Annotated in this window: 29 protein-coding genes; 8 read left to right on the forward strand and 21 right to left on the reverse strand. The window is 36.5% G+C overall.

Annotated features, from left to right (window positions below; genetic code table 11):
• The first annotated feature begins 2 nt into the window (after window positions 1-2).
• From KYG33_RS22030 to KYG33_RS22040, 3 genes are all read left to right on the forward strand, one after another.
• Window positions 3-1,031: a hemin-degrading factor gene (locus tag KYG33_RS22030; protein WP_180565516.1), complete on the forward strand. Its 1,029-nt coding sequence runs from the start codon at window positions 3-5 to the stop codon at window positions 1,029-1,031.
• Between the two features lie 168 nt (window positions 1,032-1,199).
• Window positions 1,200-2,072, forward strand: coding sequence for a ChaN family lipoprotein (locus KYG33_RS22035; RefSeq protein ID WP_219072425.1), 873 nt, complete (start codon window positions 1,200-1,202; stop codon window positions 2,070-2,072).
• A 279-nt stretch (window positions 2,073-2,351) separates the two neighbouring features.
• Entirely contained in the window at window positions 2,352-2,987 is a 636-nt protein-coding gene (locus KYG33_RS22040; protein WP_219072426.1) for a peptide deformylase, read from the forward strand.
• Window positions 2,988-3,046: 59 nt separating this feature from the next.
• On the opposite strand, the gene KYG33_RS22045 is transcribed toward KYG33_RS22040, so the two are convergent.
• The 4 genes from KYG33_RS22045 to KYG33_RS22060 form a co-directional block, all read right to left on the reverse strand.
• The gene (locus tag KYG33_RS22045; RefSeq protein ID WP_219072427.1) at window positions 3,047-3,481 is read right to left on the reverse strand and encodes a hypothetical protein; all 435 of its coding nucleotides are present in this window, start codon (window positions 3,479-3,481) and stop codon (window positions 3,047-3,049) included.
• A gap of 170 nt (window positions 3,482-3,651) precedes the next feature.
• Window positions 3,652-4,077 carry an organic hydroperoxide resistance protein gene (locus tag KYG33_RS22050; protein ID WP_077415159.1) on the reverse strand — a complete coding sequence of 142 codons (426 nt, stop codon included), beginning with the start codon at window positions 4,075-4,077 and terminating at the stop codon, window positions 3,652-3,654.
• Window positions 4,078-4,512: a MarR family winged helix-turn-helix transcriptional regulator gene (locus tag KYG33_RS22055; protein ID WP_077415157.1), complete on the reverse strand. Its 435-nt coding sequence runs from the start codon at window positions 4,510-4,512 to the stop codon at window positions 4,078-4,080.
• 31 nt (window positions 4,513-4,543) lie between these two features.
• Window positions 4,544-5,176: an NAD(P)H-dependent oxidoreductase gene (locus tag KYG33_RS22060; protein WP_047383317.1), complete on the reverse strand. Its 633-nt coding sequence runs from the start codon at window positions 5,174-5,176 to the stop codon at window positions 4,544-4,546.
• A 260-nt stretch (window positions 5,177-5,436) separates the two neighbouring features.
• Here KYG33_RS22060 and KYG33_RS22065 point away from each other — a divergent pair, with 260 nt between their 5' ends.
• Window positions 5,437-6,189 carry an SDR family oxidoreductase gene (locus KYG33_RS22065; protein WP_219072428.1) on the forward strand — a complete coding sequence of 251 codons (753 nt, stop codon included), beginning with the start codon at window positions 5,437-5,439 and terminating at the stop codon, window positions 6,187-6,189.
• Between the two features lie 28 nt (window positions 6,190-6,217).
• Here the strand turns inward: KYG33_RS22065 and KYG33_RS22070 are convergent, their stop codons facing one another.
• From KYG33_RS22070 to KYG33_RS22135, 14 genes are all read right to left on the reverse strand, one after another.
• Window positions 6,218-6,493, reverse strand: a complete 276-nt coding sequence (locus tag KYG33_RS22070; RefSeq protein WP_219072429.1) for a hypothetical protein — start codon at window positions 6,491-6,493, stop codon at window positions 6,218-6,220.
• A 105-nt stretch (window positions 6,494-6,598) separates the two neighbouring features.
• Window positions 6,599-7,558 carry a protein-glutamine glutaminase gene (locus KYG33_RS22075; protein WP_139348487.1) on the reverse strand — a complete coding sequence of 320 codons (960 nt, stop codon included), beginning with the start codon at window positions 7,556-7,558 and terminating at the stop codon, window positions 6,599-6,601.
• A 373-nt stretch (window positions 7,559-7,931) separates the two neighbouring features.
• Entirely contained in the window at window positions 7,932-8,660 is a 729-nt protein-coding gene (gene lipB, locus KYG33_RS22080) for a lipoyl(octanoyl) transferase LipB (protein WP_077415149.1), read from the reverse strand.
• Between the two features lie 31 nt (window positions 8,661-8,691).
• Window positions 8,692-9,426 (reverse strand): tryptophan synthase subunit alpha, encoded by a 735-nt coding sequence (gene trpA / locus KYG33_RS22085; RefSeq protein ID WP_180565520.1) that lies wholly within the window; start codon window positions 9,424-9,426, stop codon window positions 8,692-8,694.
• A 52-nt stretch (window positions 9,427-9,478) separates the two neighbouring features.
• A complete protein-coding gene (gene trpB, locus KYG33_RS22090) occupies window positions 9,479-10,657 on the reverse strand; it encodes a tryptophan synthase subunit beta (protein ID WP_219072430.1) in 1,179 nt (392 codons plus the stop codon).
• A 4-nt stretch (window positions 10,658-10,661) separates the two neighbouring features.
• A complete protein-coding gene (locus tag KYG33_RS22095; protein WP_077415143.1) occupies window positions 10,662-11,207 on the reverse strand; it encodes a GNAT family N-acetyltransferase in 546 nt (181 codons plus the stop codon).
• Window positions 11,204-11,716 carry a hypothetical protein gene (locus KYG33_RS22100; RefSeq protein ID WP_077415141.1) on the reverse strand — a complete coding sequence of 171 codons (513 nt, stop codon included), beginning with the start codon at window positions 11,714-11,716 and terminating at the stop codon, window positions 11,204-11,206. The genes KYG33_RS22095 and KYG33_RS22100 overlap by 4 nt, the downstream gene beginning before the upstream one ends.
• Window positions 11,717-11,741: 25 nt before the next feature.
• On the reverse strand, window positions 11,742-12,422 hold the full coding sequence (locus KYG33_RS22105; protein WP_219072431.1) for a phosphoribosylanthranilate isomerase: 681 nt from the start codon (window positions 12,420-12,422) through the stop codon (window positions 11,742-11,744).
• 20 nt (window positions 12,423-12,442) lie between these two features.
• Entirely contained in the window at window positions 12,443-13,216 is a 774-nt protein-coding gene (gene trpC, locus KYG33_RS22110) for an indole-3-glycerol phosphate synthase TrpC (protein ID WP_077415139.1), read from the reverse strand.
• Between the two features lie 183 nt (window positions 13,217-13,399).
• A complete protein-coding gene (trpD, locus tag KYG33_RS22115; RefSeq protein ID WP_077415137.1) occupies window positions 13,400-14,386 on the reverse strand; it encodes an anthranilate phosphoribosyltransferase in 987 nt (328 codons plus the stop codon).
• Between the two features lie 41 nt (window positions 14,387-14,427).
• Entirely contained in the window at window positions 14,428-15,030 is a 603-nt protein-coding gene (locus KYG33_RS22120) for an anthranilate synthase component II (RefSeq protein ID WP_077415135.1), read from the reverse strand.
• 87 nt (window positions 15,031-15,117) lie between these two features.
• Window positions 15,118-16,542 (reverse strand): anthranilate synthase component I family protein, encoded by a 1,425-nt coding sequence (locus KYG33_RS22125; protein ID WP_180565522.1) that lies wholly within the window; start codon window positions 16,540-16,542, stop codon window positions 15,118-15,120.
• A 255-nt stretch (window positions 16,543-16,797) separates the two neighbouring features.
• Window positions 16,798-17,439: a hypothetical protein gene (locus KYG33_RS22130; protein WP_077415131.1), complete on the reverse strand. Its 642-nt coding sequence runs from the start codon at window positions 17,437-17,439 to the stop codon at window positions 16,798-16,800.
• Window positions 17,440-17,703: 264 nt separating this feature from the next.
• On the reverse strand, window positions 17,704-18,156 hold the full coding sequence (locus KYG33_RS22135) for a cupin domain-containing protein (RefSeq protein WP_219072432.1): 453 nt from the start codon (window positions 18,154-18,156) through the stop codon (window positions 17,704-17,706).
• 204 nt (window positions 18,157-18,360) lie between these two features.
• Here KYG33_RS22135 and KYG33_RS22140 point away from each other — a divergent pair, with 204 nt between their 5' ends.
• From KYG33_RS22140 to lysS, 4 genes are all read left to right on the forward strand, one after another.
• The gene (locus tag KYG33_RS22140; protein WP_047383346.1) at window positions 18,361-18,579 is read left to right on the forward strand and encodes a hypothetical protein; all 219 of its coding nucleotides are present in this window, start codon (window positions 18,361-18,363) and stop codon (window positions 18,577-18,579) included.
• Complete coding sequence (locus tag KYG33_RS22145) at window positions 18,579-18,953, forward strand: c-type cytochrome (RefSeq protein WP_077415127.1); 375 nt, start codon at window positions 18,579-18,581, stop codon at window positions 18,951-18,953. The genes KYG33_RS22140 and KYG33_RS22145 overlap by 1 nt, the downstream gene beginning before the upstream one ends.
• A 3-nt stretch (window positions 18,954-18,956) precedes the next feature.
• A complete protein-coding gene (gene rlmF, locus KYG33_RS22150) occupies window positions 18,957-19,886 on the forward strand; it encodes a 23S rRNA (adenine(1618)-N(6))-methyltransferase RlmF (protein WP_219072433.1) in 930 nt (309 codons plus the stop codon).
• Window positions 19,887-20,117: 231 nt separating this feature from the next.
• Window positions 20,118-21,815 carry a lysine--tRNA ligase gene (lysS, locus tag KYG33_RS22155; RefSeq protein WP_077415123.1) on the forward strand — a complete coding sequence of 566 codons (1,698 nt, stop codon included), beginning with the start codon at window positions 20,118-20,120 and terminating at the stop codon, window positions 21,813-21,815.
• Window positions 21,816-21,851: 36 nt separating this feature from the next.
• On the opposite strand, the gene KYG33_RS22160 is transcribed toward lysS, so the two are convergent.
• The 3 genes from KYG33_RS22160 to KYG33_RS22170 are packed head-to-tail and all read right to left on the reverse strand — an operon-like array spanning window position 21,852 to window position 24,719.
• Window positions 21,852-22,367, reverse strand: a complete 516-nt coding sequence (locus KYG33_RS22160) for a ClbS/DfsB family four-helix bundle protein (RefSeq protein WP_219072434.1) — start codon at window positions 22,365-22,367, stop codon at window positions 21,852-21,854.
• Window positions 22,368-22,374: 7 nt separating this feature from the next.
• The gene (locus tag KYG33_RS22165; RefSeq protein ID WP_047383360.1) at window positions 22,375-23,379 is read right to left on the reverse strand and encodes a cytochrome d ubiquinol oxidase subunit II; all 1,005 of its coding nucleotides are present in this window, start codon (window positions 23,377-23,379) and stop codon (window positions 22,375-22,377) included.
• Window positions 23,376-24,719 carry a cytochrome ubiquinol oxidase subunit I gene (locus KYG33_RS22170; RefSeq protein WP_077415116.1) on the reverse strand — a complete coding sequence of 448 codons (1,344 nt, stop codon included), beginning with the start codon at window positions 24,717-24,719 and terminating at the stop codon, window positions 23,376-23,378. Before KYG33_RS22170 ends, KYG33_RS22165 begins: the two co-directional genes overlap by 4 nt.
• Between the last annotated feature and the right edge of the window lie 212 nt (window positions 24,720-24,931).

The raw sequence follows: 24,931 nt of genomic DNA on the forward strand, positions 1-24,931 counted from the left end.
TAATGAGCACATTAGTTAATGATTTAAAGGAAAAATGGGAAGCTCTGAAAGCAGAAAATCCACATATCAGAATAAGAAATGCAGCAGCACAATTAGAAGTAAGTGAAGCCGAATTATTGGCAACAAGCATTGGAGAAGGAGTTACTGTCCTGAACCCGGATTTCCAGGGAATCCTTACAGAAGCTGAGCAGTTAGGAAAAGTAATGGCTCTTACCCGTAACGATGAGTGTGTTCATGAAAGAAAAGGAACGTATCTAAACGGAGATTTCAGCAGCCCTCATGCACAGCTTTTTGTAGGTGAAGATATCGACCTTAGAATTTTCCTTAACCACTGGAAATTTGCTTTTGCAGTACTGGAAGGAGATAAGAAAAGCTTTCAGTTTTTCGGGAAAGACGGCTTGGCACTTCACAAGATTTATTTGACTAAAAATAGCAATGAAGCTGGTTTCGATGCGATTGTAGAAAAATTCAAAGCAGAAGATCAGAATCAGGTATTGGCTTTTGAAGCTGTAGCTCCAAAACAGCCAGAAAAAGCAGATTCTGAAATTGATGTAGAAGGATTCAAAAAAGCTTGGACAGAATTGAAAGACACACATGATTTTTTCATGATGACAAGAAAATATGGAGTAAGCAGAACACAGGCATTAAGATTAGCTCCGGAAGGATTTGCTAAGAAAATCGATAACGCAAAAGTGGTAAACATCCTTGAAGATGCTTCTGAAAAAAATACACCGATCATGGTTTTCGTTGGAAACAGAGGAATTATTCAGATTCACACAGGAAATGTGAAGAAAACACTTTGGCACCAGCAATGGTTCAACGTAATGGATCCTGATTTCAATTTACACCTTGATGTAACGAAAATTGCAGAAGCTTGGATCGTTAAAAAACCAACGGAGGACGGAGAAGTAACAGCTATCGAAGTATTCAACAATGAAGGAGACTTTATTGTTCAGTTCTTTGGAAAAAGGAAACCTGGAATTCCTGAGCTTCAGGAGTGGAAGGACCTTGTAGCAGCATTAGAAAAGTAATAATTAGATGATTTGAATGAGACCGTTTTGTTTTTGAAATTCAAAGCGGTCTTTTTTATTTCAGGTTTTGGCGAAAAATAATTTTAAGATTTAAATAAAGAAGATGTGCTGTTACAGTGCAATAACTGCCAAAATATTTGTGTAATTTGTGGTTAAATATAAAATAAAATGAAAAATATTTTCATAGCGATATTGCTTGCCGGTTTCTGTTCATTGAAGGCCCAGGACTTTAAAGCTTACCAGTTTTATGATAAGAAAGGAAAGGAAATAAAGACTGACAAACTGGTGAAAGAACTGGCGGATTATGATGTGGTCTTTTTTGGAGAAAATCATAACAGTTCTATCAATCATTGGCTTCAGCTTAAAATTACAGAAGCCTTGTTTGCAAAAAAGAACGGTCAGCTTATTTTAGGCGCAGAAATGTTTGAACGAGATAATCAGGCACAGCTGAATCAGTATTTAAACGGGAAATTTGATGCTAAGACATTGAAAGACTCTGCCCGTTTATGGAACAATTATGCAACAGATTATAAACCTCTGGTTGATTTTGCTAAAGATAAAAAACTGAATTTTATTGCTACCAATATCCCAAGGAAATATGCCTCTCAAACCGCGAAGGAAGGTCTTGAATCCCTGAATAAATTAAGCGGAAAAGAGAAAACATACATTGCTCAGCTGCCTATCAAAGTTACGCTGGACACCCCAGGATATCCAGAAATGAAAAAGATGATGGGAGATCATGCAGAAGGAACAAAAGTGATGAATTTTATTTCAGCCCAGGCAACGAAAGATGCTACAATGGCAGAATCTATTCTGAAAAATTATCAGGCCGGAAAAACATTTATCCATTACAACGGAAACTATCACAGCAAAGAATTTGGCGGAATCTATTGGTATATCAAACAGAAAAATCCTAATTTGAAAATGGCAGTAATCTCTGTTTTTGAATCAGGAGATCCTGAACTGAAAGTGCCGGCCAAAGACTATATCCCGACAGATTTCAATCTGATTATTCCGGGAGATATGACTAAGACTTTTTAATTATGCTCTCGCAAAAGTGTCATTCTGACGAAGAGTCTTATAGCTAATTAAATATATTAGATTATTCACTACATTTCTGAATTGTATTCGCAGACCTTCAGTCTGTGCTCAGAAAGACAAAAATAAAATCTTAAATTACAGATATTCAATAGGAACGGGCTTTAGCCCGTTTATTTTTTATAACAAAACTTCCATTGGCTTTAGCCAAAACGTAAAATTAATTATTGAATAATCATTTTTATTCCACAATTTTTACCTTTGTACAACATTCCAAAAAACATGAAAAAAATATCCATTCTGCTGATCTTTTTTATCGGACTGATCAATGCCCAAAAACTCACTTCCAATGAAATTTCGTTAATTAATCAAGGTGATACAAATACTGCATTGCCCATCTATCAGACTACCGATACCAATCAACATAAAACACTATTGAGTATTTCTTCAGAGATTGATCCCCTTGATCCGAATACAGCTATTCTGGTAAAAAGAATGAAAGAATCTCTTCTTTCTACGGATGGCGGAGTAGGAATTGCAGCGCCTCAGGTGGGAATCAACAGAAAAGTTATCTGGGTACAACGTTTTGACAAAGAAGGAACTCCTTTGGAATATTTTATTAATCCTGTCATTGTTTGGCATTCCGATCTGCAGAATCTTGGGCCTGAAGGAGATTTGTCTATTCCCGATTTCAGAGATCAGTTCTACAGAAGTAAAGTGATTCAGCTGGAATATATTGATTTGAAAGGACAGAAATATTCAGAAATTGTAGAAGGTTTTACAGCGGTAATTTTCCAACATGAGATCGACCATCTTTTCGGAATTCTGATTTCCGATAAAAAAGAAAAAGAAAAAAATGATTCTTATAAAAAGGTAGATGCCTATCAGAAAAGTGATGTAAATAAAGACAGGAGGTGATGATGAGTTATGAGTTATGAGTTATGAATTATGAATTATGTCAGTGCGCTATAATTTGTTTATCTATATTTCAAAATAAAATCTTCTCCATCTTCATAATCTGAGGGATCAACGTGTGAAATCACTCCAATATCAGATTGTAAAATACTTTTGAGCTGGTCGAAATACATTTTTTCAGTTTCCTTGGTACCATTTAAGGTCAGGCTCATAATAAGTTTGTCGTCATCAGTAATATCTGCACCTACCATGATTTTGTTGGGATTATCATGATATTTATTCCAATAAAAAGTCTGGGTGATGGAAGGCGTTTCAATGAAATAACCAATCATTTCATCTTCCGTTTTAAAAATATAATTCCTGTCGTGTCTTGGATAAGTATAATCAAGATTTAATTTTTCGTAGCCGGGAAGAAATGTATTCAATACCAAATTGATTGTCTTTCTTGATTTTTGTCCTGCATACACCTGACAAACGATATCTATAATAATGTCCATGATACAAAATTAATCTATTTTTAAGAGAGTAATAGCCGAATCAGTCTTTTAAAATAAACGCAATCATCTGTGTCCATCTGAGAAATCTGGGGTTAAAAATATAAAATAGAAATGAGCTGTTTCCATGGAAACAGCTCATTTCGTTATAACTATGCTTAAAAAAAATTGGATTAATCGTTGTTGGTTACTGATAGTTTCACCTCCATATTATTTCTGGTTGCATTAGAATAAGGGCAGATCTGGTGTGCCTTTTCTGTCAGAGCCTGTGCTTCCTCAATAGAAACTCCGGGAATGTTGACGTCAAGCTCTGCTGCCAGACCGAAACCTCCGTTCTCAAGTTGGCCAATGCTCACTTGTGCAGTAACAGTTGTTTCTCCGGTTTTCACTTTAGAAAGGCTGATTACTCTGTTCAGAGCGCTGTCGAAACATGCAGAATATCCAGCTGCAAAAAGCATTTCAGGATTGGCAAAATCATCATTGGCTCCTCCCAGATTTTTTGGCATTCTTACTTCAAGATCCAAAACTCCGTTTTCACTTTTTACATGTCCGTTTCTGCCTCCTTGAGCAGTTACCTGAGTTGTATATAATGTTTTCATTTATTTTTCTATTTTGTTTAATATTTTTAGGACTGTGTCTTTAAGATGCAGCAGTTCTTCCGGCTGTATACCCAGTTTTTCCTGAATTTTTCCCGGAATTTCACATGCCTTTTTCTGAAGCTGTTTGCCAGCCTCATCTAAAAATACTTCAACCACTCTTTCGTCCTCTTTTTTTCTTTTTCTGCTGATAAATCCTTTAGACTCCAGTCTTTTAAGAAGAGGTGTTAAAGTTCCACTATCCAGATACAGTTTTTCTCCGATATGCGTTACCGTAAGTCCGTCACCTTCCCATAATACCATCATTACAAGGTATTGCGGATACGTCATGTCAAGCTCATCGAGGAAAGGACGGTAAAGTCCTGTAATCTCCTTGGCAATAACATACAGCGGGAAGCAAATCTGGTTTTCTAGTTTAGGTGTTTTCGGATTTTCCATAAGTTTTGGTACGAAAGATTCGATGAAGGTATTACTTTTTTATGATAAATTCATCCATTGGAATTCTGACTTTTTTCATAGAAGAAAGCCAGTCATTAGCTTCATCACGGTATCCAAGATATAAAAGAGTTACACTTTTTAATCCCAGTTCTTTTAATCCCAGTACTTCATCCACTACAGCATTGTTGAATCCTTCTGCCGGAGTACTGTCGATTTTAAGTTCTGCCGCCTGTGCAAGAGCAATTCCTAAGGCAATATAAGTCTGGCGGGCAGTATGTGCAAAATGCTCTTCAGGAGTCTGTGCTCCGTACATTTTCTTGATTGTATCAGTATAGCTTCCGAAACGTCCTCTCGGAAGATCTCTTACATCCGTATGATAATCGTAAACTTTGTCAATTTTTTCATTAGAATAGCTGTCCCATGCTGCAAATACCAAAACGTGAGAAGAATCTCTCATTACTTCAGGGTTTAAAGCTCCGGCTACCATTTTCTCTTTCAACTCCTGGTTTTCTACTACAATAATTCGGAAGGGCTGCAATCCGGATGAAGTAGGAGCCAGTCTTGCTGATTCTAAAATAGTAGTAAGGTCTTCCTGTGAAATTTTTTTGTTCGGGTCATAAGCTTTTACAGCATGTCTCCAGTTTAGGTTTTCTATTAATGACATTTTTTCTTTGTTTTAAATTAAACTACTTGGCGATTATTAAACTTCCTGATTTTTTTATATTGAAGTAAAACAACACTGCAAATATACAAGCAATTAAATTGTATGCAATTTAATTTTGAAAGATTTTATTGATGACAATTATTGATGAACTAAAATAAGCAGAAAATAAGCGATTTGCTTTTAATCCATTTCCGCATGATTCGGATTTTTTCAAAGCCTTTGTATTCCAATCTTTGCAATAGAAATTTAAACTAAAAACAATGCAGAGATTTAAAAACAAAACCGCTTTGATTACAGGTGGAACCAATGGGATGGGTTTGGCTACTGCTCAAAAATTCATCGAAGAAGGAGGAACAGTCATTATCACAGGGAGAAGTGAAGAGACCGTCAATATCGCTTTAGAAAAACTGGGGGAAAAGGCTTTTGGAATCGTATCCAACGCAGGAAATATAAAAGACCTGATGAACCTTCGGCAGGAAGTCAGAAAATATACAGAACATATTGATCTGGTCTTTGCCAATGCAGGATATGGAAAATTTGCGCCTGTAGAATATGTGGATGAAAATCAGTTTGATGAACTTTTTAATCTCCTGGTAAAAGGTCCTTTTTTTACAGTGCAGCAGCTATTGCCATTGATGAATAGCGGAAGCTCCGTTATTTTTAATACTTCTGTGGCGACAGATATTGCGATGCATAATTTTTCCGTGTATTCTTCGGCCAAATCAGCAGTGCAGTCTTTCATTAAGACATTTGCGGTAGAGCTTACTGAACGGGGTATCCGTGTCAACGGGGTGAGTCCCGGACATATTAAAACAAACATTTTTAATAATACAGGCTTAACCGGAGAACAGATTGAAAGTGCCATTGAAGATATTATTCCTACCATACCTTTTAAAAGACAGGGCGAACCGTCAGAAATAGCTAATGTGGTTCTGTTTCTTGCTTCAGAGGAAGCCTCCTATATTCATGGAGCTGAAGTAAAAGTGGATGCCGGAATTTCTGTGATCAGATAATGGCATACAATTTCAGAGAGCGTAAAGATTATTTAACCTCTTTAATTTCTTTGATAATATTGGTCTTATTTTCAATACCAATATTATAGGTCTTACTTTCTTTAAAGCTCAGTGTAGCTTTTTCTATAAGACTCCTGTAATCCGGTGACTTCTTTGATATATAAAAAACCTGCGCACTGATTCCAATGGCAACGCGTACCACTTCATTAGGTTTGTCCGGATCTTCAGTAATATTTGTGATGGCGGAATTGTTATACCATGTTAATTTTTGTGAACTGGAATTACCGGAACAGGATGTAATCATAATAAAAAGTAATAGTAAATAGGACCAGGCTTTCATAGCAAAAAGTATTAAGTAAAAAGCTCCTGCAATGTATCAAAATAAATGCAGGAGCCCTATATAAATTAGTTAAAATCCACAGCTTCCTACGCTAGGTGCAGGAGAAGGAGAACATCCTGAAAGGGATGAGAAGATATTCAATACACAATTGGTATTTACATAATTGTTATCATACAGTAAAGATCCTGCCGGGCTTCTGTAGTATACATTTCCTGCTGTATTGGCATATGAAGATACAGAAGCAGATCCACAGCTTGTATTGGTACATGCAGCTCTCCATGCAGCATCAGTTACAGGTCCGCTGGAGAATAATGATGGATCAATGATTCTTTTTTCAACAATTCCGGAAGCATTTTTAAAGCTTACCAATATCGCTACGTGATATACCCATGATACGCAGCATGTTCCTGTAGAAGCTCTAAGGTTACCATATACAAACTGTTTTTCACAGTCATATCCTGCATTCAATAGTATTTGTCTCATTTTGTGAGCTCTTGCGTAGCATCCGTCAACAGGATATCTGAAGGTGATGCACGGAGAAGAAGCTGTAGAAGTTCCGCAAGCCTGGTTTTTAATCTGAGCAAACAGACTGTTTAAAGTGGCAAGGTTAGGAATGACACTTACAGCCTTTCTGCTTTCTTCTTTTACATCTTTAGTAAAGATAGATTTGAAATAACGGATATCTTCATCTGTTGCTTTGTCTACTTTTGCGATTTCGCTGGTATTGGTTTTAAGGAAAATCTGAACAGGAGTTTCATTTTCAACTGCCTGTCTGATCATGGAAATATAACCTGCATTTTCTTTACTGTCCTTTATGTAGTAGGGCTGGGCAGTAATCATAAATGAGATTTTAAATTTCCCATCTTCTTTTTCAATCCCTACCGGAACAGTTTTGCCGAAATCTTTCATTGCAATTTCGTTTGACTCTTTGGCAACAAGATTCGGGTCCTGGTTGGCATTTGAATCTGAACAGGCGTTGAATGACAGCATCGTTACGAAAACCATCATGGATAACAGAAATTTTTTCATAGTTTTTATATTTTGGTGGTTAATTTTCTGTGAACTTTCTAATGATAATAGTTCACTATTTTGTGATATTAAAAATAATAAAATTTAAAATATATACAAGATTTTTTTTCAAAAAAACGCATTATCCTGTTATATTTTTGATTTTATGATATTGAAAATGGCAAAAAACTAATGATTATGGTGGTAATTGAGGGAAATAGTTCTTTTTGATTAAGTCTGGATTTCTACAGAATGACACAATTGAAATGGAGTTTTATCCACAGTTTGTCATTCTGTAGGAATCTAAATGTTCTGATAATATGATATTATTTAAACTAAAAAACCAGTTTCAACATTTGAAACTGGTTTTTTATTATATCTTAAGCTGTCTTGATTATTTGTAGATCAATTCTGCTTGGAAAACGTCTGCAAAATGTTTTCTGATTTTTGCTTTCAGTTCTTCCACTTCTTCGGATGTCAGCTCTCTTTCAAGTTCTCTTTTCAGAGAAGTCACCTGCTTATCTTTGATTCCACACGGAATGATATATTCAAAATAACGCATATCCGTATTTACATTTAAGGCAAAACCATGAAGGGTAACCCATCGGGAAGCTTTCACCCCCATAGCACACATCTTTCTGGCGTAAGGTTTCCCTACATCCAGCCATACTCCTGTTTCTCCCGGAGAACGTTCACCCTTAATGCCATATTCGGCAATAGTTCTGATGATCACTTCTTCCAGATTTCTCATATATAAATGAATGTCTGTGAAAAAGTTTTCAAGATCCAGGATAGGATAGCCTACAACCTGTCCATAGCCGTGATACGTAATATCTCCACCGCGGTTTACCTTTACGAAAGTAGCATCAATCTCTTTCAGTTTATCAATGCCGGCAAGCATATTTTCTTCATGTCCGCTTTTTCCCAAAGTATAAACATGAGGATGCTCTACAAAAAGAAGATGATTGGAAGTAGTACTATGTTGTTCTGCAGGAAGATCCCTGTTTTTTATTTTGGTATCAATAATATTTTTCATCAGCTGTTCCTGATAATCCCAGGCTGGCTGATATTCTTTGACCCCTAAATCTTCAAATTCTACTGATTTATTTTGATTTGTATTCATTTCAATTTTTGATATACAAATTTAGTGAATTTTACCCTTTGATTGAATGGATAAAATCTATGGCACTTTTCTTCCAGTCTTTATCCTGAAGCAAAATATTCACAAAGGCTGTTCCTATGATACCGCCATCTGCTTTTTCCGTTACATTTTCAAAATCCTCTTTCGTTTTGATTCCGAATCCAATCATCACAGGATTTTTAAGCGGGAGGGATGCTACTCTGGAAAGGTAGTTCTCATTTTTTAAAACGGCATTTTCATTTCCTGTTGTGGAGGAAGAGCTTACTGCATACAGAAAACCTGAACTTAAAGAATCCAGATAGATCATCCTTTCATCAGAAGTCTCCGGCGTTACCAGAAAGGTAAAATTAAGGTTATATTGTTGTAAAATCTGCTGATAATTTTTCTCAAACTCGATTGGAGGAAGATCCGGAAGAATCAATCCTGAAACACCACTTTCGGAGCATGCCGCACAGAATCTCTCAAATCCGAAACTCAATACAGGGTTGATATAACCCATCAGAATAATCGGAATTCTGATTTTGTTTTTGATCGCTTTTAATTGAGACAACAGTTTTTCAATCGTCATTCCGTTTTGTAAAGCCAGTTCATGAGCCTTCTGAATCACCGGTCCGTCTGCTACAGGATCAGAATATGGCATTCCGATTTCGATCATATCTGCTCCGGAATCCTGAATCAGTTTTATAATATCAGCGGTATCTTCCAATTGTGGAATTCCTGCGGTGAAGTATATATTTAGTTTTTTCATTTTTTATGGTATTAAAGTATAATGTAATGAATGTCAGCCGGGGAAATACATTCTACAGGTTTTTCAGATACGTTTCCATGTCCTTATCTCCACGGCCGCTCAGACAAATAACGACAACATCATTTTCATTAAATTTCTTCTTGTCCAGAACAGCAAGCGCATGGGAGCTTTCCAATGCCGGAATAATTCCTTCCAGTCTGGTCAGTTCAAAAGCACATTTTAAAGCTTCATCATCATTAATGCTAAAGAATTCAGCACGTTTTTCTTTAAATAAATGGGCATGAAAAGGCCCTATTCCCGGATAATCCAGTCCTGCAGAGATAGAGTGGGGTTCTATCACCTGGCCGTCTTCCGTCTGCATCACAAGGCTTTTGCTTCCATGAAGTACACCAAGAGTTCCTAAAAATGTAGTAGCTGCAGATTTTCCTGAATCTACTCCCAATCCTCCCGCTTCTGCAGCAATGATTTTTACTTCTTTTTCTTCTGCAAAATGATAGAAAGTTCCTGCAGCATTGCTTCCTCCACCTACACAGGCAATCACATAATCAGGATTTTCTCTACCGATTTTTTCTTTAAGTTGTTCTTTAATCTCTTTTGAAATAATGCTTTGGAATCTTGCCACAAGGTCGGGGAAAGGATGAGGACCTACCACGCTTCCGATTACATAATGAGTTGTCTGAGGATTGTTGATCCAGTCTCTTAATGCTTCATTCACGGCATCTTTAAGGGTTTTTGATCCTGAAGTAGCTGGCACAACTTCCGCACCCAGCATTTTCATTCTTGCAACATTCGGGGCCTGTCTCTGGATGTCAATTTCTCCCATATAAACGATGCATTCCAAACCAAGTAAAGCACACGCTGTAGCAGTGGCAACACCATGCTGCCCGGCTCCGGTTTCAGCAATAATCCTGGTTTTTCCAAGACGTTTTGCCAATAGAACCTGTCCCAGAGCGTTATTGATCTTGTGAGCTCCGGTATGGTTGAGGTCTTCACGTTTTAAATAAATCTGAGTCTGGTATTTCTGACTTAGATTTTTAGCAAAATATAATGGTGTTGCACGGCCTACATAGTTTTTCAGCAAATCCTGATACTCAGTCTGAAAATCTTCAGATTCTATAATTTCAAGATAGTTTTTTTGTAATTCTTCTACATTAGGATAAAGCATTTCGGGGATAAAAGCACCTCCAAACTCTCCATAATATCCGTTTTTATCGGGGTTTTTATAATTCATTTTTTTATTCTTTACTAATTAAATAAGCATTATTCTGTGAGCTCAGCTGATTGAGCAGTTCTTTTGTTTCCTTTGAAACATTAAAAATCAAAATATCATCATCTTCAGAGTTTATCCATTCCGAACCGATACTTTCTTTGATCATTTTGGCTTTATCATGAAGAATTTCAATCGAACACTTTTCATAAAAAGGACGAAGATCCGAATGACAGAAACCAATAGTATCCAAATTTCTCTGAATGACATTTTCTTCGAAATGATGGACTAAAGCTGCTCCATATCCTTTCTTTTTATGTGCAGAAACGAGACCTACAGCTTCTCCAAAAGAATAGTCAATGCCCGTTATTTTTAAGGTGAAATCAAAATTTACACGCATCAATGCCAGTATATTCTCATCGCTATTCAGCATAAAATGAAATTCTGAATCTTTGAAAAAAGTCCGGAAATAGGCAGGTTTCATAGTATTCCAGGCAGAAATATCCCAAAGCTGCAAGATATGTTCTATCTCGCTTTCCGTTAAATCCTTAGTTTCTTTTATCTGATATTTCATGAATTCAAACTATTAATAAATGTAAGATGGTAATCGTGTTGTTGTTTGGTAATCAGTTTTTTATAATGTAATAATTCTATTTTATGCATCAAATCAATCAAAGTTGCTTTATCTATTTGTGACTGATACATGGTAATTGCAATTTCCAGATTGTCAATCAGATAATAAGAATCAGCATCTTCATACAGCAGAAATATTTTAGCATAAATCAATCCTAAGTCATATTTTATAACTGATCTTACATGGTTTTCCAGAAACTTATCTGAAATAATAACAAGATAATAGCTGTTCCATAAACTGATTCTTTCAAAAAAATACTGGATATCGGTTTCCTGAAAATCTTTAATAATATCAATGAACTCAGACAATAATCCACCAACTTCCCAATGCTCGATATTACTGTCATTCTCAGCAACAAAATGGTACAGAGACTGTATTTTTTCATTCCCGAACTTAGGAGGAAATAAGGTTTTATAAAATGTCTTTTTTAGCAAGTGTATGTTCATCATTGTGTTTTTTTAGTTGTTATATCTTTTACTGATATAGGTCTTTAAACTTTTTTATGCGGTCAATATCTTTATATCCTGGTTCAGTTTCAAATTTTGAATTGATATCTAAAGCATATGGTTTTTGTTGTAATGCTTCGATATTTCCAATGTTTTCCTCTGAAATACCTCCACTTAAAAAATAGGGCAGAGGAATAGTAAGGTCTTTCAATAAAGACCAGTCAAACTGTTTTCCCGTTCCGCCGAATGTTTTTCCATCTGTATCGAAAAGGTAATAGGAGATAGGTTGTAGAGTCGAGGTTGCTGGTTGCAGGTTAAAAGTTTGCAATATTTTATTTTTGGTATCTGAATCATTTTCTCCTATTCTTATCACTTTAATGATCTTAACTTCGGGATCCAGTTTTTGTCTTAATTCAGCAATGAAACGATCACTTTCGTCACCATGAAGCTGAACAAAATGTAATCCTGCTTTTTGAACAATTTTGAGAATGGTATCCGTGGCTTCATTCACAAAAACACCTGTTTTCCCGTGATGATCAATAGTAGAGATCTCTTCCAGGCTCAGATGATTCAACACATATCTTGGTGATTTTGCATAGAAGATAAAGCCAAGGAAATCTACGTTCATAGTGATCAGCTCCTGAATCTGGTTTAATTGTGTTAAACCACATACTTTGAGTTTTGGAGTGCTGGAAGGTTGCAGATTCATGATCAGGTATGGTTTATATATTAAATTTGTACTGAGAAATTTTCAAATGCTTTGGCAGGATTCGTATTTTTCATAAAATATTCTCCCATCAGGAAGCCGTCAAATCCTTTTTCTTTTAAAAACTGAAAATCTTCAAGATTGTAAATGCCGCTTTCCGCTACAGATAAAACTTCTTTGGGAAGCTGATTTTTCAACTGAACAGAATGTTGAAGATCCACTTTGAAATCCTTAAGGTTTCTGTTGTTGATCCCCACAAGATCAATTTTTGAATTAAAATGTTTCAGTTCATCTTCGGTATGAATTTCCAATAAAACTTCCATTTCCAGTTCGTGGGCAAGTGCTGTGAATTCATCTACCTGAGCAGGTGAAAGGCAAGACGCAATCAGTAAAATAACATCTGCTCCTATACTTTTGGCTTCATAGAACTGGTATTCATCAATCATAAAATCTTTTCGCAGGATCGGAATTTTAATATCATTTCTTACACTTAGAATATCATTTAAATTTCCTCCAAAAAAATCATGATCGGTCAGGATAGAAATTCCGCTGGCTCCAAAGCTTTCGTAAGCTGAAACCACTTCTAAAGGCTCTACACTATTGTTGATAATCCCTTTTGAAGGAGATTGTCTTTTAAATTCAGCGATAATCCCGTTTTTATTTTTGATGGATTCTTTCAGAGAATAGGTTTTTCTTCCAAAAAAGCCTGTATTTTTTAATCGATCAAGAGATATACGTGATTTTGCTCCCGCAATCTCCAATTTTTTTTGTTCAATAATTTTATCCAGTATAGTCATTTGATACAGAATTTAATAAGATGATAAAAATGATAAACCATTAAGGGATATTAAGATGATAAGATAAATTAAGTTCCATCAAAGATGGAGAATGAAGGATGTCGCTGAATAAATAGCTTTAGCTATGATCTTAACTATTCTTCATCACTTAAAAATTCTTAACGGTTAAAAAAAATAATAAGACTAATTAATTAAAAGATTAAAACTGTTCAGTGCTTTTCCGCTTTGCAGACTTTCCTGGGCTAAAAGAAGACAGTTGTCATACGTTCCAAACCTGTGCGTGTTGTAAAGAGCTACCGAAGCATTCGCCAGAATCACAGAATTTTGTTGTTCTGTACCTTTTCCCTCCAGGATATTCATAAATATTTTTGCTGTTTCCTGAATAGAACTTCCAGCCTTAATATCTTCCAGCGTTACCGGATTGAAACCTAAATCTTCTGCAGAATATATTTCCTCCCCGTTTTTTGTGATGATTTTACTGTCATCGGTAAGACTTATTTCATCATATCCGTCAAGGCCGTGTACCAGAATAAACTCACGTTCCTCTTTTTGAAGGAGATACTGATAAATTCTCGCTATTTCCAGGTTGTACACTCCAATCATTGAATATTTGGGTTTTGCAGGATTCACTAATGGTCCCAAAAGATTAAAGAATGTTCTTAATCCTAAAGATTTTCTCAATAATCCAACCGATTGCAGCGCGGGATGAAAATAAGGAGCATGTAAAAAGCAGATGTTGGCTCTTTCAAGGTCTTCATTCAATTGTTCCGAGTTGTTTTTGAACTGATATCCCAGTTCTTCCAGTACATTGGATGAACCTGTGGTAGTGGAAGCACCATAATTTCCATGTTTGGTTACCTTCTGTCCGGCTCCGGCCACCACAAAGCTGGCCAATGTTGATATATTGATGGTATCTTTTCCGTCACCTCCCGTTCCCACAATATCAATGGCATTACTTGCCTCTATGTCTGCAGGAGCAGCCATCTGAAGCAGAGCCTCTCTGAAACCTTCCACTTCTTTCAGGGTAATATTTCTCATCAGGAAAACACTGATAAAGGCGGTAACTTCTGCGGCATTGAACTTATTCTGGGCAATCTCAATCATAGTAGCTTTAGCTTCTGATTTTGAAAGCGTATTATGGTTGAACAGGTATTGCAGTATTTCTTTCATTTGTGGTGTTTTTATTGTTGTTGATGGAATTTCTAATGTTTTCACGGTAAAAGAAAGTTTTTAATGATGACTTCTCCTTCGGGTGTTAAAATACTCTCAGGGTGAAACTGTACTCCGTGTACATCATAGGTTTTGTGCTGTAAAGCCATGATCATTCCGTCTTTGTCTACGGCTGTGATCTCCAGCTCTTCCGGAAACCCTTCGGGATTTACTGCCCAGCTGTGGTATCTGCCCACTTCCAGTCCTGAACTTAAATTTTTGAAAAGTTTTGTATTCTCTTTTACCAGTTCAGTAGTCGTTGCCACCCCGTGGAAAATTTCAGTCAGGTTAATAAGATTTCCTCCGAAAGCTTCAGCGATAGCCTGTTGTCCGAGACATACTCCAAGAATACTTTTCGTAGGGGCATATTCCTTAATAAGGTCTAATAAAATACCTGCTTCTTCAGGAATTCCAGGTCCCGGTGAGAGGATGATCTTGTCATATTTTCCAATTTCTTCAAGGGTAATTTTATCATTTCTTACCACATCTACTTTTTGATTCAGAATTCTTTCAATAATCTGGACCAGGTTATAAGTGAAGCTGTCATAGTTGTCAAAAACGAGAACTTTAAGCAGAGTCTGCTGAGTGTTTATATTGTTGTTCATTTCTTTTTTGTTAGGTTGTTTTTTTGCTAGTTGCTAGTTGCTAGTTGCTAGTTGCTAGTTGCTAGTTGCTAGTTGATTGGAACTATTTTATTTTTCAACTATTTTTTCTGCTTTTTCAACTGCTTTTTTAAGGGCATTCAGCTTGTTATTGACTTCCTGCAGTTCATTTTCCGGAACTGATTTTGCTACAATACCGGCACCAGCCTGGTAAAAGAGTGTATTATTTTTACTTAAGAAAGTTCTGATCATAATGGCCTGATTGCAGGTACCGTTCAATCCGATAATTCCTATACAGCCGCCATAATATCCGCGGGAATCTTTTTCGTATTGATTAATAAGTTGAAGAGCTTTATGCTTCGGTGCACCACTCAGTGTTCCCTGAGGGAAAGTAGCGGAAACCATTTCAAGAGGATTGATATCATCAGCCACATCAGCAGTCACTTCACTTACCATATGAATAACGTGAGAGAACAGCTGAATTTCTTTAAGTTTGCTTACCGTTACATTTTTTCCGAGTTTTCCAAGGTCATTTCTTGCCAGGTCAACCAGCATGGTATGTTCTGCATTTTCTTTAGGATCAGCTTTTAAAACCTCGATAGCTTCAAGATCCGTTTCCAGATTTCCTGTTCTTTTAGATGTTCCGGCAATTGGGTGGATAATTGCTTTATTGTTTTTGATGATTAATTGACTTTCAGGGCTTGATCCGAATAATTTATAATTTCCGTAATCAAAATAGAAAAGGTATGGAGAAGGGTTGATGTTTCTTAAAGAACGGTATACATTGAATTCATCACCTTTGAATTTCTGTTCAAATCTTCTGCTCAGAACCAGCTGGAAGACATCTCCGCGCATGCAGTGCTTTTGGGCTGTTTTTACCAGTTCGATATAGTCTTCATCAGTAATATTGGAAGTTTCCTTATCTGTTTTTTCGAAAGGATACACCGGAGTATTCTGGTTTTTAATAAGATTTTCCAACAGATGAAATTCAGATTTTACCCCATCAATAGAGTTTTCAATAATATACATTTCATCATTGAAATGGTTGATAGCGATCACGTATTGATATAATCTGTATCTCAGCACAGGAATTTCAACTTCCTTACTTTGTGCTTTAAGATTGATGTTTTCGAAAAACTGTACCGCCTCAAAACTTGTATAGCCAAAAAGGCTCTGAGCGGTCTGTTCTATAGGGTCGTTGGTTTCTTCACATTTAAAAATTTTCCTGAATTCTTCAAATATATCGGTGATATTGCGTTCCATCATGAATTGCTTTACAGGAGCAGAAGCAGGAAGCTTGATTTCATATTCGTTGAGGTTTTTCACTTCAATTCCTGCAATGGCATTCACTGCGATGAAGGAAAAATTATTATCAATACTTTTTGAATCCGAGCTTTCGAGAAGAATCGTATCACGGAATTTATCCCTGATCTTAAGGTAAATATTCATGGGAGTATGAAGATCTCCCAGTGTTTTTTTCGAAACAGTTTTTATTTTAATTGTGTCAGTGAACATCTTGTTGTTTTTTTATTTTTTATAAAGTTGAGGAATAAAAAAAGGCTTCAACGGTATCCGTCAAAGCCTATATATTGTTTTTTGATTATTCTGCTGTATGATTAGCAACATGACAATACCTTCAGACCCGACGAAGAGTTTGAAAGCCACCACCAAATATTGTTGCTCATTTTAAACATGGGACAAATGTAGAAATTTTTTTAATACAAAAACTAAAAAATAGTAAAAATTAAAAAAACTTAATATAATAACCTCCTATTTAAGGTGCTTACGCTCAAGTTGCAATTCTTTGATTTTCTCTTTGTAGGTTTCATCATCATAGTATTTTACATACTCTTCCAATGCTGCGATATATTCTTCAATGAATTCTTTATTCGTTTTGTCTGCCTCATACTTGGTTTTTGCAGAATTGACGGGAGCTAACTTTTCGTATTGGATTAAAATTTTTCCTTCTCTGGACTGATCATAAAGGATGACTATGTTCTTTTCATATCCCGGAATGTATTTTACAGGAATATCCTTGTCACCCGGTATTCTGATTGAATTTCTGATAGGATAGATTGCTGCAGAAGTGGTAGAGAAAAAAGTAGTGGTGTATTTCCCGTCCTGTTTCTTTACAATAGCTTCATAATCGTGGATATACATGTCGTTCAGGGTAGAATTGGTTTCTACATCAGACGTGATGATAGCGGTACTTTCCACTCCGTATTTGTTTAAAAACCATGCATTTAAAAACTGACCTCCAAACCCATTTAATATAGCCAGAGGAAGGATCGGGATCAGGAACCGTGCTTTTTTTGTCAGATAGGAGAGAAGTCCAAAGAACACAAACAACAGAATCACAGTATAAAAACCGTGATGGCTGGTGAAAAACAGAATTTTTGAAATTAAAACCATGCATTAAATATAATTATTTTATTTAAACGTTGAGATCGTAAAGATGTTATTAAATTATTATAATATGTTTGCAAAGGCTTTTTATTCAGTAAGATGTACAGTCATCAGATAATTTAAATTGTTGTTAATTTAAAGAATTTAAACGCTGAGATCGCAAGGATGCTATTAGATTATTATTAATATGCTCGCAACGGCGTTTCACTTAGCAAGGTCTGCTGTTATTAGCTAAACGAAGTGCCCTTGCGAACATAGCGTTTAAAACAACTATTTTACCGGTTCAGACAAAAGGATATCAGGAGTCCCGCTGTAGAAAACAATCAGGGTTGCTCCTTTATCTCCGGTTTTTCCTCTGTGGGCAATGTTGACCATTTCAGGAAGAACCTGACCTTTTCTTATCCATTGTGTTTTGCCGTCTTCTTTTCTCTCGATCTGTATTTCTCCTTTTTCTACATAAGCTGCATTAATGACAGGGTGTTTATGCCAGTCCAGAGCTCTGTTGGGAGGAACTGCAATCTTCAGAACCGATATTTCGGGCTGTGTTGTGGGATAGGCCGGATATACAGTTCCATCCCAAGACTTTGTCGTTTTTAAAAGTGTTACTGATTCAATTTTATCAGTATATTCTGATTGCGGCTCGTTCGATGAATTATCACAGGAAATAAGCAGGGAAGAGAGTACAGCAAAGAAAGCGGCACCCATTAAATTTTTTTTAGTCATAAACTTTTCAATTAATAGATTGATTTTTGGTTCGGATTATCCGTAATACAAAAATAACAAGCCGACTTAAAATTCCCTAGTGTTTGAGTTATTTTTTTATTGATCTGATTATAATTAAACCTTTAAAAAATATTTATCAAAGAAAACATTTGTCATAAGTTTAAAACTTTATTTTTTATATTTTTGCTTCCAAATTAGAAAAAAATGAAAAAAGTATTAGCAATCGCATTTATCGGAGGTTTATTAGTAGCAAGCTGCAAAAAAAAGCCAGATCACTCTTTACAGGATAGCAACACGATGATGGAAGAGCCAGAAGCAACAACTGTTGTAGATTCTACAGCTAAAACTGCTGCTCCTGCTGCTGCAACTCCGGCTACCACTGCTCCTGAAGCTGCTAAAACAGATTCTACAGCGAAGAAATAATGAAAAAAATACTTTTGGCAGGAATATTGGGTCTTATGATCGTTTCCTGTTCTAAAAAAGAAAATACAGCAGAAGTGGCAGCTTCTTCTGAGACAGCTGCTGTTTCAGAACCGGTACCAGCTAATCTTTCAGGTGATCAGATCATGGAAACATTGGATTGCTCAGGATGCCACTCTGTGAATGAGAGAATGATAGGACCTTCTTATAAGGAAATTGCAGGAAAGTACTCTGAAAAGGATACAGAACTGCTGGCTTCCAAAATTATAGAAGGCGGAAGTGGAGTATGGGGAAGTGTGCCTATGGCTGCCCATCCACAGGTATCTAAAGAAGATGCCAAAAAAATGGTGGAATATATTTTAAGTCAGAAGAAATAAAATATGTCCGCTGAAAAATCCAGTCTGCATACAAGAAATCTACATCGTAATCCCTATGATTTTGATGCGCTTATTTCTTGTGTGCCAGAACTGAAACACTTTGTTTTCGTTAATGCTTATCAGACGGTAACTATTAATTTCAGCATTCCAAAAGCGGTGAAACTGCTCAACAAAGCCTTACTCTTACATTTTTACCATATTAAAGGCTGGGATATTCCGGACACTAATCTTTGTCCTCCCATTCCCGGACGTGCAGATTATGTACATTATATTGCCGATCTTTTAACTGAACAATTGGATAAAATTCCTACAGGAAGTTCTGTAAAAGGGCTTGATATAGGAACAGGAGCCAATCTTGTGTATCCTTTAATCAGTCATCAATCTTATGGCTGGGCCATGCTGGGAACAGATATCAATCAGGATTCTTTGATCAATGCCCGGCATATTTTAGATCAAAATCCGGAACTTTCATCTGCCATTCAGTTGAAAAGTCAGCCCGATGCTGATCATATCTTTAAAAATATTATTGGTCCTGAAGACAGGTTTACTTTTACCATGTGCAATCCTCCTTTTCATGATTCGGAAGAAGCTGCAATGAAAGGGAATATCAGGAAAACAAAGAATCTTAATAAATCAAAGAAAGTAAAACCTTTGCTAAACTTTGGTGGTCAGCAATCTGAGCTATGGTGTGAAGGAGGTGAATTGGCTTTTATCACGAAGATGATTCATGAAAGTGCATTGTTTTCATCACAGGTTCTTTGGTTCACGTGTCTGGTTTCCAAAAAAGACAATCTTAATAAACTCACCAACCTTTTAAAGAAAGTAAACGCTGTAGAGGTGAAAACCATTGATATGGCTCAAGGACAGAAAGTAAGCAGAATGCTTGCCTGGACGTTTATTCCTCAGAAGGAGAGGAGAACGTGGTTTGTATAAAAGTTTAAGGTTTCTGTTTTCATTGGTTATCATTGTCTTGATTTTCCATCAAAACTCACCATTCACTTGCGAAGCAAAATTCACTATTGACAGCATCCCGAATCTTATATCCCAATATCCCGAATCTCGTATCTCAACACCATTCCTCTTCACTTTTTAAAATTTCTTAAAAAAGCCATTGACGGTCAGGTCAAAAATGCCTAAATTTGTACGCTTTTAGAAAAATAAGAAATGCAATTATCAGAACAAGAAATCATTAGAAGAGAAAAGCTGAATAAGCTTACTGAAATGGGGATTAATGCGTTCCCTGCGGATGAGTATACCATTACAGATACTACAGAATCTATAAAACAGGACTTTTCTGAAAGTAAACAGGTAAAGATCGCTGGTAGATTGATGTCCCGCAGAATTCAGGGGAAGGCTTCTTTCGCAGAATTGCAGGATTCTAAAGGAAAAATCCAGGTTTACTTCAACAGAGACGAGATCTGTCCGGGTGAAGATAAAGAACTATATAATGAAGTATACAAGCACCTTTTGGATATCGGTGATATTATCGGTATCGAAGGAGAGTTGTTTACTACGCAGGTAGGAGAAATGACGGTTTTAGTAAAGAACTTTACACTTCTTACAAAGGCTTTGCGTCCTCTTCCTCAGGCTAAAACAGACGAAAATGGTGTTGTACACGACGGTTTTACAGATCCTGAATTAAGATACAGACAACGTTATGTAGATTTAACGGTAAATCCACAGGTTAAAGAAATTTTTGTGAAGAGAACAAAATTGTTCAATTCAATGAGAACATTCTTCAACGATGCAGGATACTTTGAAGTAGAAACCCCTATTTTACAGTCAATTCCTGGTGGAGCTGCAGCAAAACCGTTTATCACGCATCATAATGCATTAGATATTCCATTATATTTAAGAATTGCCAACGAATTGTATCTGAAAAGATTGATCGTAGGTGGTTTTGACGGAGTATATGAGTTCTCTAAAAACTTCAGAAATGAAGGGATGGACAGAACACATAACCCTGAGTTTACTGCTATGGAGATCTATGTAGCATACAAAGATTATAACTGGATGATGGATTTCACTGAGAAGTTATTGGAATTCTGCGCCACTCAGGTTAATGGAAATTCAGAATCTACTTTTGGTGAACACACCATCAATTGGAAAGCTCCTTATCCAAGAGTTTCCATGACAGAAGCGATTCTGAAATACACAGGATTTGATATTACAGGAAAAACAGAGAAGGAACTATACGATTTTGCCAAGTCTATCGGTATTGAAGTAAACGAGACGATGGGGAAAGGAAAATTAATTGATGAGATTTTCGGTGAGAAATGTGAAGGAAACTTCATTCAGCCGACTTTCATTACAGATTATCCGATCGAAATGTCTCCACTGACAAAGAAACACAGAAGCAAAGAAGGTTTAACAGAACGTTTTGAATTGATGGTATGTGGTAAAGAAATTGCCAATGCGTATTCAGAGCTTAATGATCCTATTGATCAGAGAGAGCGTTTTGAAGCACAGATGACTTTATCCGAAAGAGGAGATGATGAAGCAATGTTCATCGATCAGGACTTCTTAAGAGCATTGGAATATGGTATGCCACCAACTTCAGGGTTAGGAATCGGTATGGACAGATTAATCATGTTCTTAACAAATAACGCATCCATTCAGGAAGTATTATTCTTCCCTCAGATGAGACCTGAAAAAGCGGTTCCACAGATTGAGTTGGGAGAAGATGAAAAGGTAATCCTTGAAATCCTTAATTCTCAGGAAGAAGCAATGTCTTTAACTGAAGTAAAACAAAGAAGTCAGTTATCAGGTAAAAAATGGGATAAAGCTTCCAAAACTTTGACAAAGAACAATATTGTGAAAGTAGAGAAGATTGACGAAAATATTTTGATGAAATTGGCTTAAGATTTTTCAGGAAATATAAATATAAAAGGTACAGAGTTATTCTGTACCTTTTTCTTTTTTCCATTTCCGAAGCTGTGTCCTGAAATTTTTAAACGGAGCTACAGTATTGATATGAATCCACTTCCAGACGGGCCACTGAGCGGGTGTAGTTGCCCATTTTCTCTGTCCGGGGGTGAATAAGGTGTCATTGTCAAGATTTTCTATCCAATTAATAATTTTATTAACCTGATCTTGCAGAAGTTCTCTTTGTTTTTGTAAACTATGAGAACTATATTCATTATAAAAAGATTGATATAGTCCTCCTAGATTATTCCATTTATATTCAGGAGTAGGGGTTTTTACGTCTAATCCTTTTTGTTCATCAGCTTCCCATTGCAAAAGCAGGTGAGTCCAGCCCAATTGATAGGAAATATTTTGTGATGGAGTTTTGTCAACTCCGGGTTGCAGAAGGTCTTTTTCGTATTCTTTTATATCGTTAAATTCTTGATCATAGAGCAAATATCTTTTTTTGAGTTCCTCAATGAGTTCTGCTTTATCCTTATAAGTCTGCATATTTCAACTATTTTCTCAGCTTACTGAAAGAAGCCATCAGATAAAATAAAAACGGAAGAATAAATAAAGAGCCGAGCATCAAAGCCCATCCCAGTGCGGCAATGGTTTTTTCGGGAGCCATATGTTCCAATAATGAAAGATGCTGTCCGTTTCCTAATAAAATAATATTCGGATTATGCTGATACGTTGCAGCTACTAAAATCATGACCATTTGAAATCCTGCCAAAGCACGTACCGGAAGCAGTTTTTGTCGGTTCAGCGCTCTTAAAATAAGCAATAGGGCAATGGTAGCAAAAGCGATCGCCATAATTCCCAAAGGCTTGGAAAATACCCACATTAAAAGGGGAATATCTGAAATATACGCGGTCACAAATACCAATATTCCCGTAATCACCACAAAGATCATGGTCTGCTTGGACTTTCTTATCATCAGTAAAAGGTCCACTTTATCACGGGTTTCTCTTAATGAAAAGATAGAAGCAAGATAGGCACACAATGCAACAGTGAACAGGCCTACAGAAACTCCAAACCAGTTCAGCCAGCTGAAAATATATAAATCCACAAAAGTTACCGCATCAGGATTGATAGAGTGGGAAACCGTTGCAGCGGCAATTAAGCCTAAAAAGAAAGGCGTTAAAAGACTCGCATAGTAGAAAATCTGGGTATATAAAACCTGCCAGTTATCTTTCACGGCATCATAATGTCTGAAGGTGAATGCTGTCCCTCTTGCAATAATACCTACAAGCATCAATACCAAAGGAATATGAAGATAGGTAGACATCGTGGTATAGATTTCGGGGAATCCTACAAAAAGAATTACAATCGCGATGATCAGCCACATATGATTGGCTTCCCATACAGGAGCAATAGACTCATACATGATTTCATGGGTCTTATGTCTGGCTTTTTTATTGGTGAAAAGTTCTACAATACCAGCTCCGAAATCTGCCCCTCCCAGAATAATATAAAGACAGATGGAAAGCCAGAGAAAACCTATAACAACGTAGATCATGATTTTTTGTTTTTATCGTTAAACTGAGGGTCGGTAGGATCGTAAAGTTTCGGTACCATTTGAATCTGTCTTCTTAAAAGAAAGATAAGAATCATTGATAATGATATGAAAATTGCCGTAAAGAAATAGAATGAATACTGTATTCCAGGCATTGGGGTTACCGCATCTATTGTTTTCATGACCCCATAAATGATCCATGGCTGTCTTCCCACTTCTGTTACTGTCCATCCCGCTTCCAGCGCAATATATCCAAAAGGTGTTGCTATTAAGAAGGTCTTTAACAGCCAGTTTTTACTCAGCCATTCTTTTCTGAAGAAAAAAGAATATAAATAAATAACTCCAATACCAATCATGACCACTCCGAAAAAGATCATGATCTGAAAAGCATAATGAACAACTGCAATCGGAGGCCATTCATCTCTCGGAAAATCTTTAAGACCCTTTACTTCAGCATTGAAATCATTACTCACCAGGAAACTTAAAACCTTCGGGATTTTCACAGCGTATTTTACTTCTTCTTTTTCTTCATCAGGAATTCCCCCGATGATAAATGAAGCTCCTTTTTCAGTTTCAAAATGAGCTTCCATAGCAGCCAGTTTTATCGGTTGCCTTTCCGCTACTGATTTTGCCGCAACATCACCGCTTAAAGGTGCTCCGAATGCTCCGATAAGGGCGAAACCTACTGCAATTCTAAATGCTTTGGTATGAAATTCAATATTTCTTTTTCGCATGATCATAAAGGCATGAACTCCGGCTACGGCAAACCCTGTGGCACAAAATGCAGCAACAGTCATGTGAAGAGCCTGCGGAAACCATGCATCATTGAACATCGCTTTGATAGGATCTATATTAAGATACTGTCCATTAATATAATCAAAACCTGTTGGAGAATTCATCCATGAGTTGGCTGCCACTACCAGAATTCCGGAAGCAAGTCCGCTTACTCCTACAAGAAATCCGCAGAACCAGTGAAACCATTTGTTGAATTTTTCCCAGCCATATAAAAAGAACCCGATGGCGATAGCTTCTATGAAAAAGGCGGTTCCCTCAAGTGAAAAAGGCATTCCGAAAATAGGGCCGGCATGTTTCATAAAACCAGGCCATAAAAGCCCCAGCTCAAAAGAAAGCATTGTTCCTGAAACAGCTCCGGTAGCAAAAAGGATGGCTACTCCTTTACTCCATGCCTTTGTAAGACCTTTATAAACTTCATTATTGGTTTTTAGGTATTTCCAATGGGCAAAAGCCATAAGAAAAGGCATCACCATACCCACACAGGAGAATATGATATGAAAGCCCAGAGAAAGTGCCATCTGGGCACGGGCAGCAATAAAATCATCCATAATATCAACTTTTCAGTAAATAAATTTACGCATAAATTATTGATGTTGAGTATGATTTACAACAGTTGATATTTCAGGAATACCAATTAATTTTGATTCTTTTATGAATTGCTGTTCCTTATGTTTTCAATAAGAAAACTCTACATTTTTTTGACACTTTTTAACTTTCATACCTCGAAAAAAATCACGATATTTGTAAGTCTTTGCATAGA

The sequence above is a fragment of the Chryseobacterium sp. D764 genome, from assembly GCF_019317325.1.
Classification (GTDB): Bacteria; Bacteroidota; Bacteroidia; order Flavobacteriales; family Weeksellaceae; genus Chryseobacterium.

Bases quoted from the DNA above. Each gene is read 5' to 3' on its own strand.
- KYG33_RS22030 (WP_180565516.1), top strand. From the start codon at position 3: ATGAGCACATTAGTTAATGATTTAAAGGAAAAATGGGAAGCTCTGAAA.
- KYG33_RS22035 (WP_219072425.1), top strand. From the start codon at position 1,200: ATGAAAAATATTTTCATAGCGATATTGCTTGCCGGTTTCTGTTCATTG.
- KYG33_RS22040 (WP_219072426.1), top strand. From the start codon at position 2,352: ATGAAAAAAATATCCATTCTGCTGATCTTTTTTATCGGACTGATCAAT.
- KYG33_RS22045 (WP_219072427.1), bottom strand. From the start codon at position 3,481: ATGGACATTATTATAGATATCGTTTGTCAGGTGTATGCAGGACAAAAA.
- KYG33_RS22050 (WP_077415159.1), bottom strand. From the start codon at position 4,077: ATGAAAACATTATATACAACTCAGGTAACTGCTCAAGGAGGCAGAAAC.
- KYG33_RS22055 (WP_077415157.1), bottom strand. From the start codon at position 4,512: ATGGAAAATCCGAAAACACCTAAACTAGAAAACCAGATTTGCTTCCCG.
- KYG33_RS22060 (WP_047383317.1), bottom strand. From the start codon at position 5,176: ATGTCATTAATAGAAAACCTAAACTGGAGACATGCTGTAAAAGCTTAT.
- KYG33_RS22065 (WP_219072428.1), top strand. From the start codon at position 5,437: ATGCAGAGATTTAAAAACAAAACCGCTTTGATTACAGGTGGAACCAAT.
- KYG33_RS22070 (WP_219072429.1), bottom strand. From the start codon at position 6,493: ATGATTACATCCTGTTCCGGTAATTCCAGTTCACAAAAATTAACATGG.
- KYG33_RS22075 (WP_139348487.1), bottom strand. From the start codon at position 7,558: ATGAAAAAATTTCTGTTATCCATGATGGTTTTCGTAACGATGCTGTCA.
- lipB (WP_077415149.1), bottom strand. From the start codon at position 8,660: ATGAATACAAATCAAAATAAATCAGTAGAATTTGAAGATTTAGGGGTC.
- trpA (WP_180565520.1), bottom strand. From the start codon at position 9,426: ATGAAAAAACTAAATATATACTTCACCGCAGGAATTCCACAATTGGAA.
- trpB (WP_219072430.1), bottom strand. From the start codon at position 10,657: ATGAATTATAAAAACCCCGATAAAAACGGATATTATGGAGAGTTTGGA.
- KYG33_RS22095 (WP_077415143.1), bottom strand. From the start codon at position 11,207: ATGAAATATCAGATAAAAGAAACTAAGGATTTAACGGAAAGCGAGATA.
- KYG33_RS22100 (WP_077415141.1), bottom strand. From the start codon at position 11,716: ATGATGAACATACACTTGCTAAAAAAGACATTTTATAAAACCTTATTT.
- KYG33_RS22105 (WP_219072431.1), bottom strand. From the start codon at position 12,422: ATGAATCTGCAACCTTCCAGCACTCCAAAACTCAAAGTATGTGGTTTA.
- trpC (WP_077415139.1), bottom strand. From the start codon at position 13,216: ATGACTATACTGGATAAAATTATTGAACAAAAAAAATTGGAGATTGCG.
- trpD (WP_077415137.1), bottom strand. From the start codon at position 14,386: ATGAAAGAAATACTGCAATACCTGTTCAACCATAATACGCTTTCAAAA.
- KYG33_RS22120 (WP_077415135.1), bottom strand. From the start codon at position 15,030: ATGAACAACAATATAAACACTCAGCAGACTCTGCTTAAAGTTCTCGTT.
- KYG33_RS22125 (WP_180565522.1), bottom strand. From the start codon at position 16,542: ATGTTCACTGACACAATTAAAATAAAAACTGTTTCGAAAAAAACACTG.
- KYG33_RS22130 (WP_077415131.1), bottom strand. From the start codon at position 17,439: ATGGTTTTAATTTCAAAAATTCTGTTTTTCACCAGCCATCACGGTTTT.
- KYG33_RS22135 (WP_219072432.1), bottom strand. From the start codon at position 18,156: ATGACTAAAAAAAATTTAATGGGTGCCGCTTTCTTTGCTGTACTCTCT.
- KYG33_RS22140 (WP_047383346.1), top strand. From the start codon at position 18,361: ATGAAAAAAGTATTAGCAATCGCATTTATCGGAGGTTTATTAGTAGCA.
- KYG33_RS22145 (WP_077415127.1), top strand. From the start codon at position 18,579: ATGAAAAAAATACTTTTGGCAGGAATATTGGGTCTTATGATCGTTTCC.
- rlmF (WP_219072433.1), top strand. From the start codon at position 18,957: ATGTCCGCTGAAAAATCCAGTCTGCATACAAGAAATCTACATCGTAAT.
- lysS (WP_077415123.1), top strand. From the start codon at position 20,118: ATGCAATTATCAGAACAAGAAATCATTAGAAGAGAAAAGCTGAATAAG.
- KYG33_RS22160 (WP_219072434.1), bottom strand. From the start codon at position 22,367: ATGCAGACTTATAAGGATAAAGCAGAACTCATTGAGGAACTCAAAAAA.
- KYG33_RS22165 (WP_047383360.1), bottom strand. From the start codon at position 23,379: ATGATCTACGTTGTTATAGGTTTTCTCTGGCTTTCCATCTGTCTTTAT.
- KYG33_RS22170 (WP_077415116.1), bottom strand. From the start codon at position 24,719: ATGGATGATTTTATTGCTGCCCGTGCCCAGATGGCACTTTCTCTGGGC.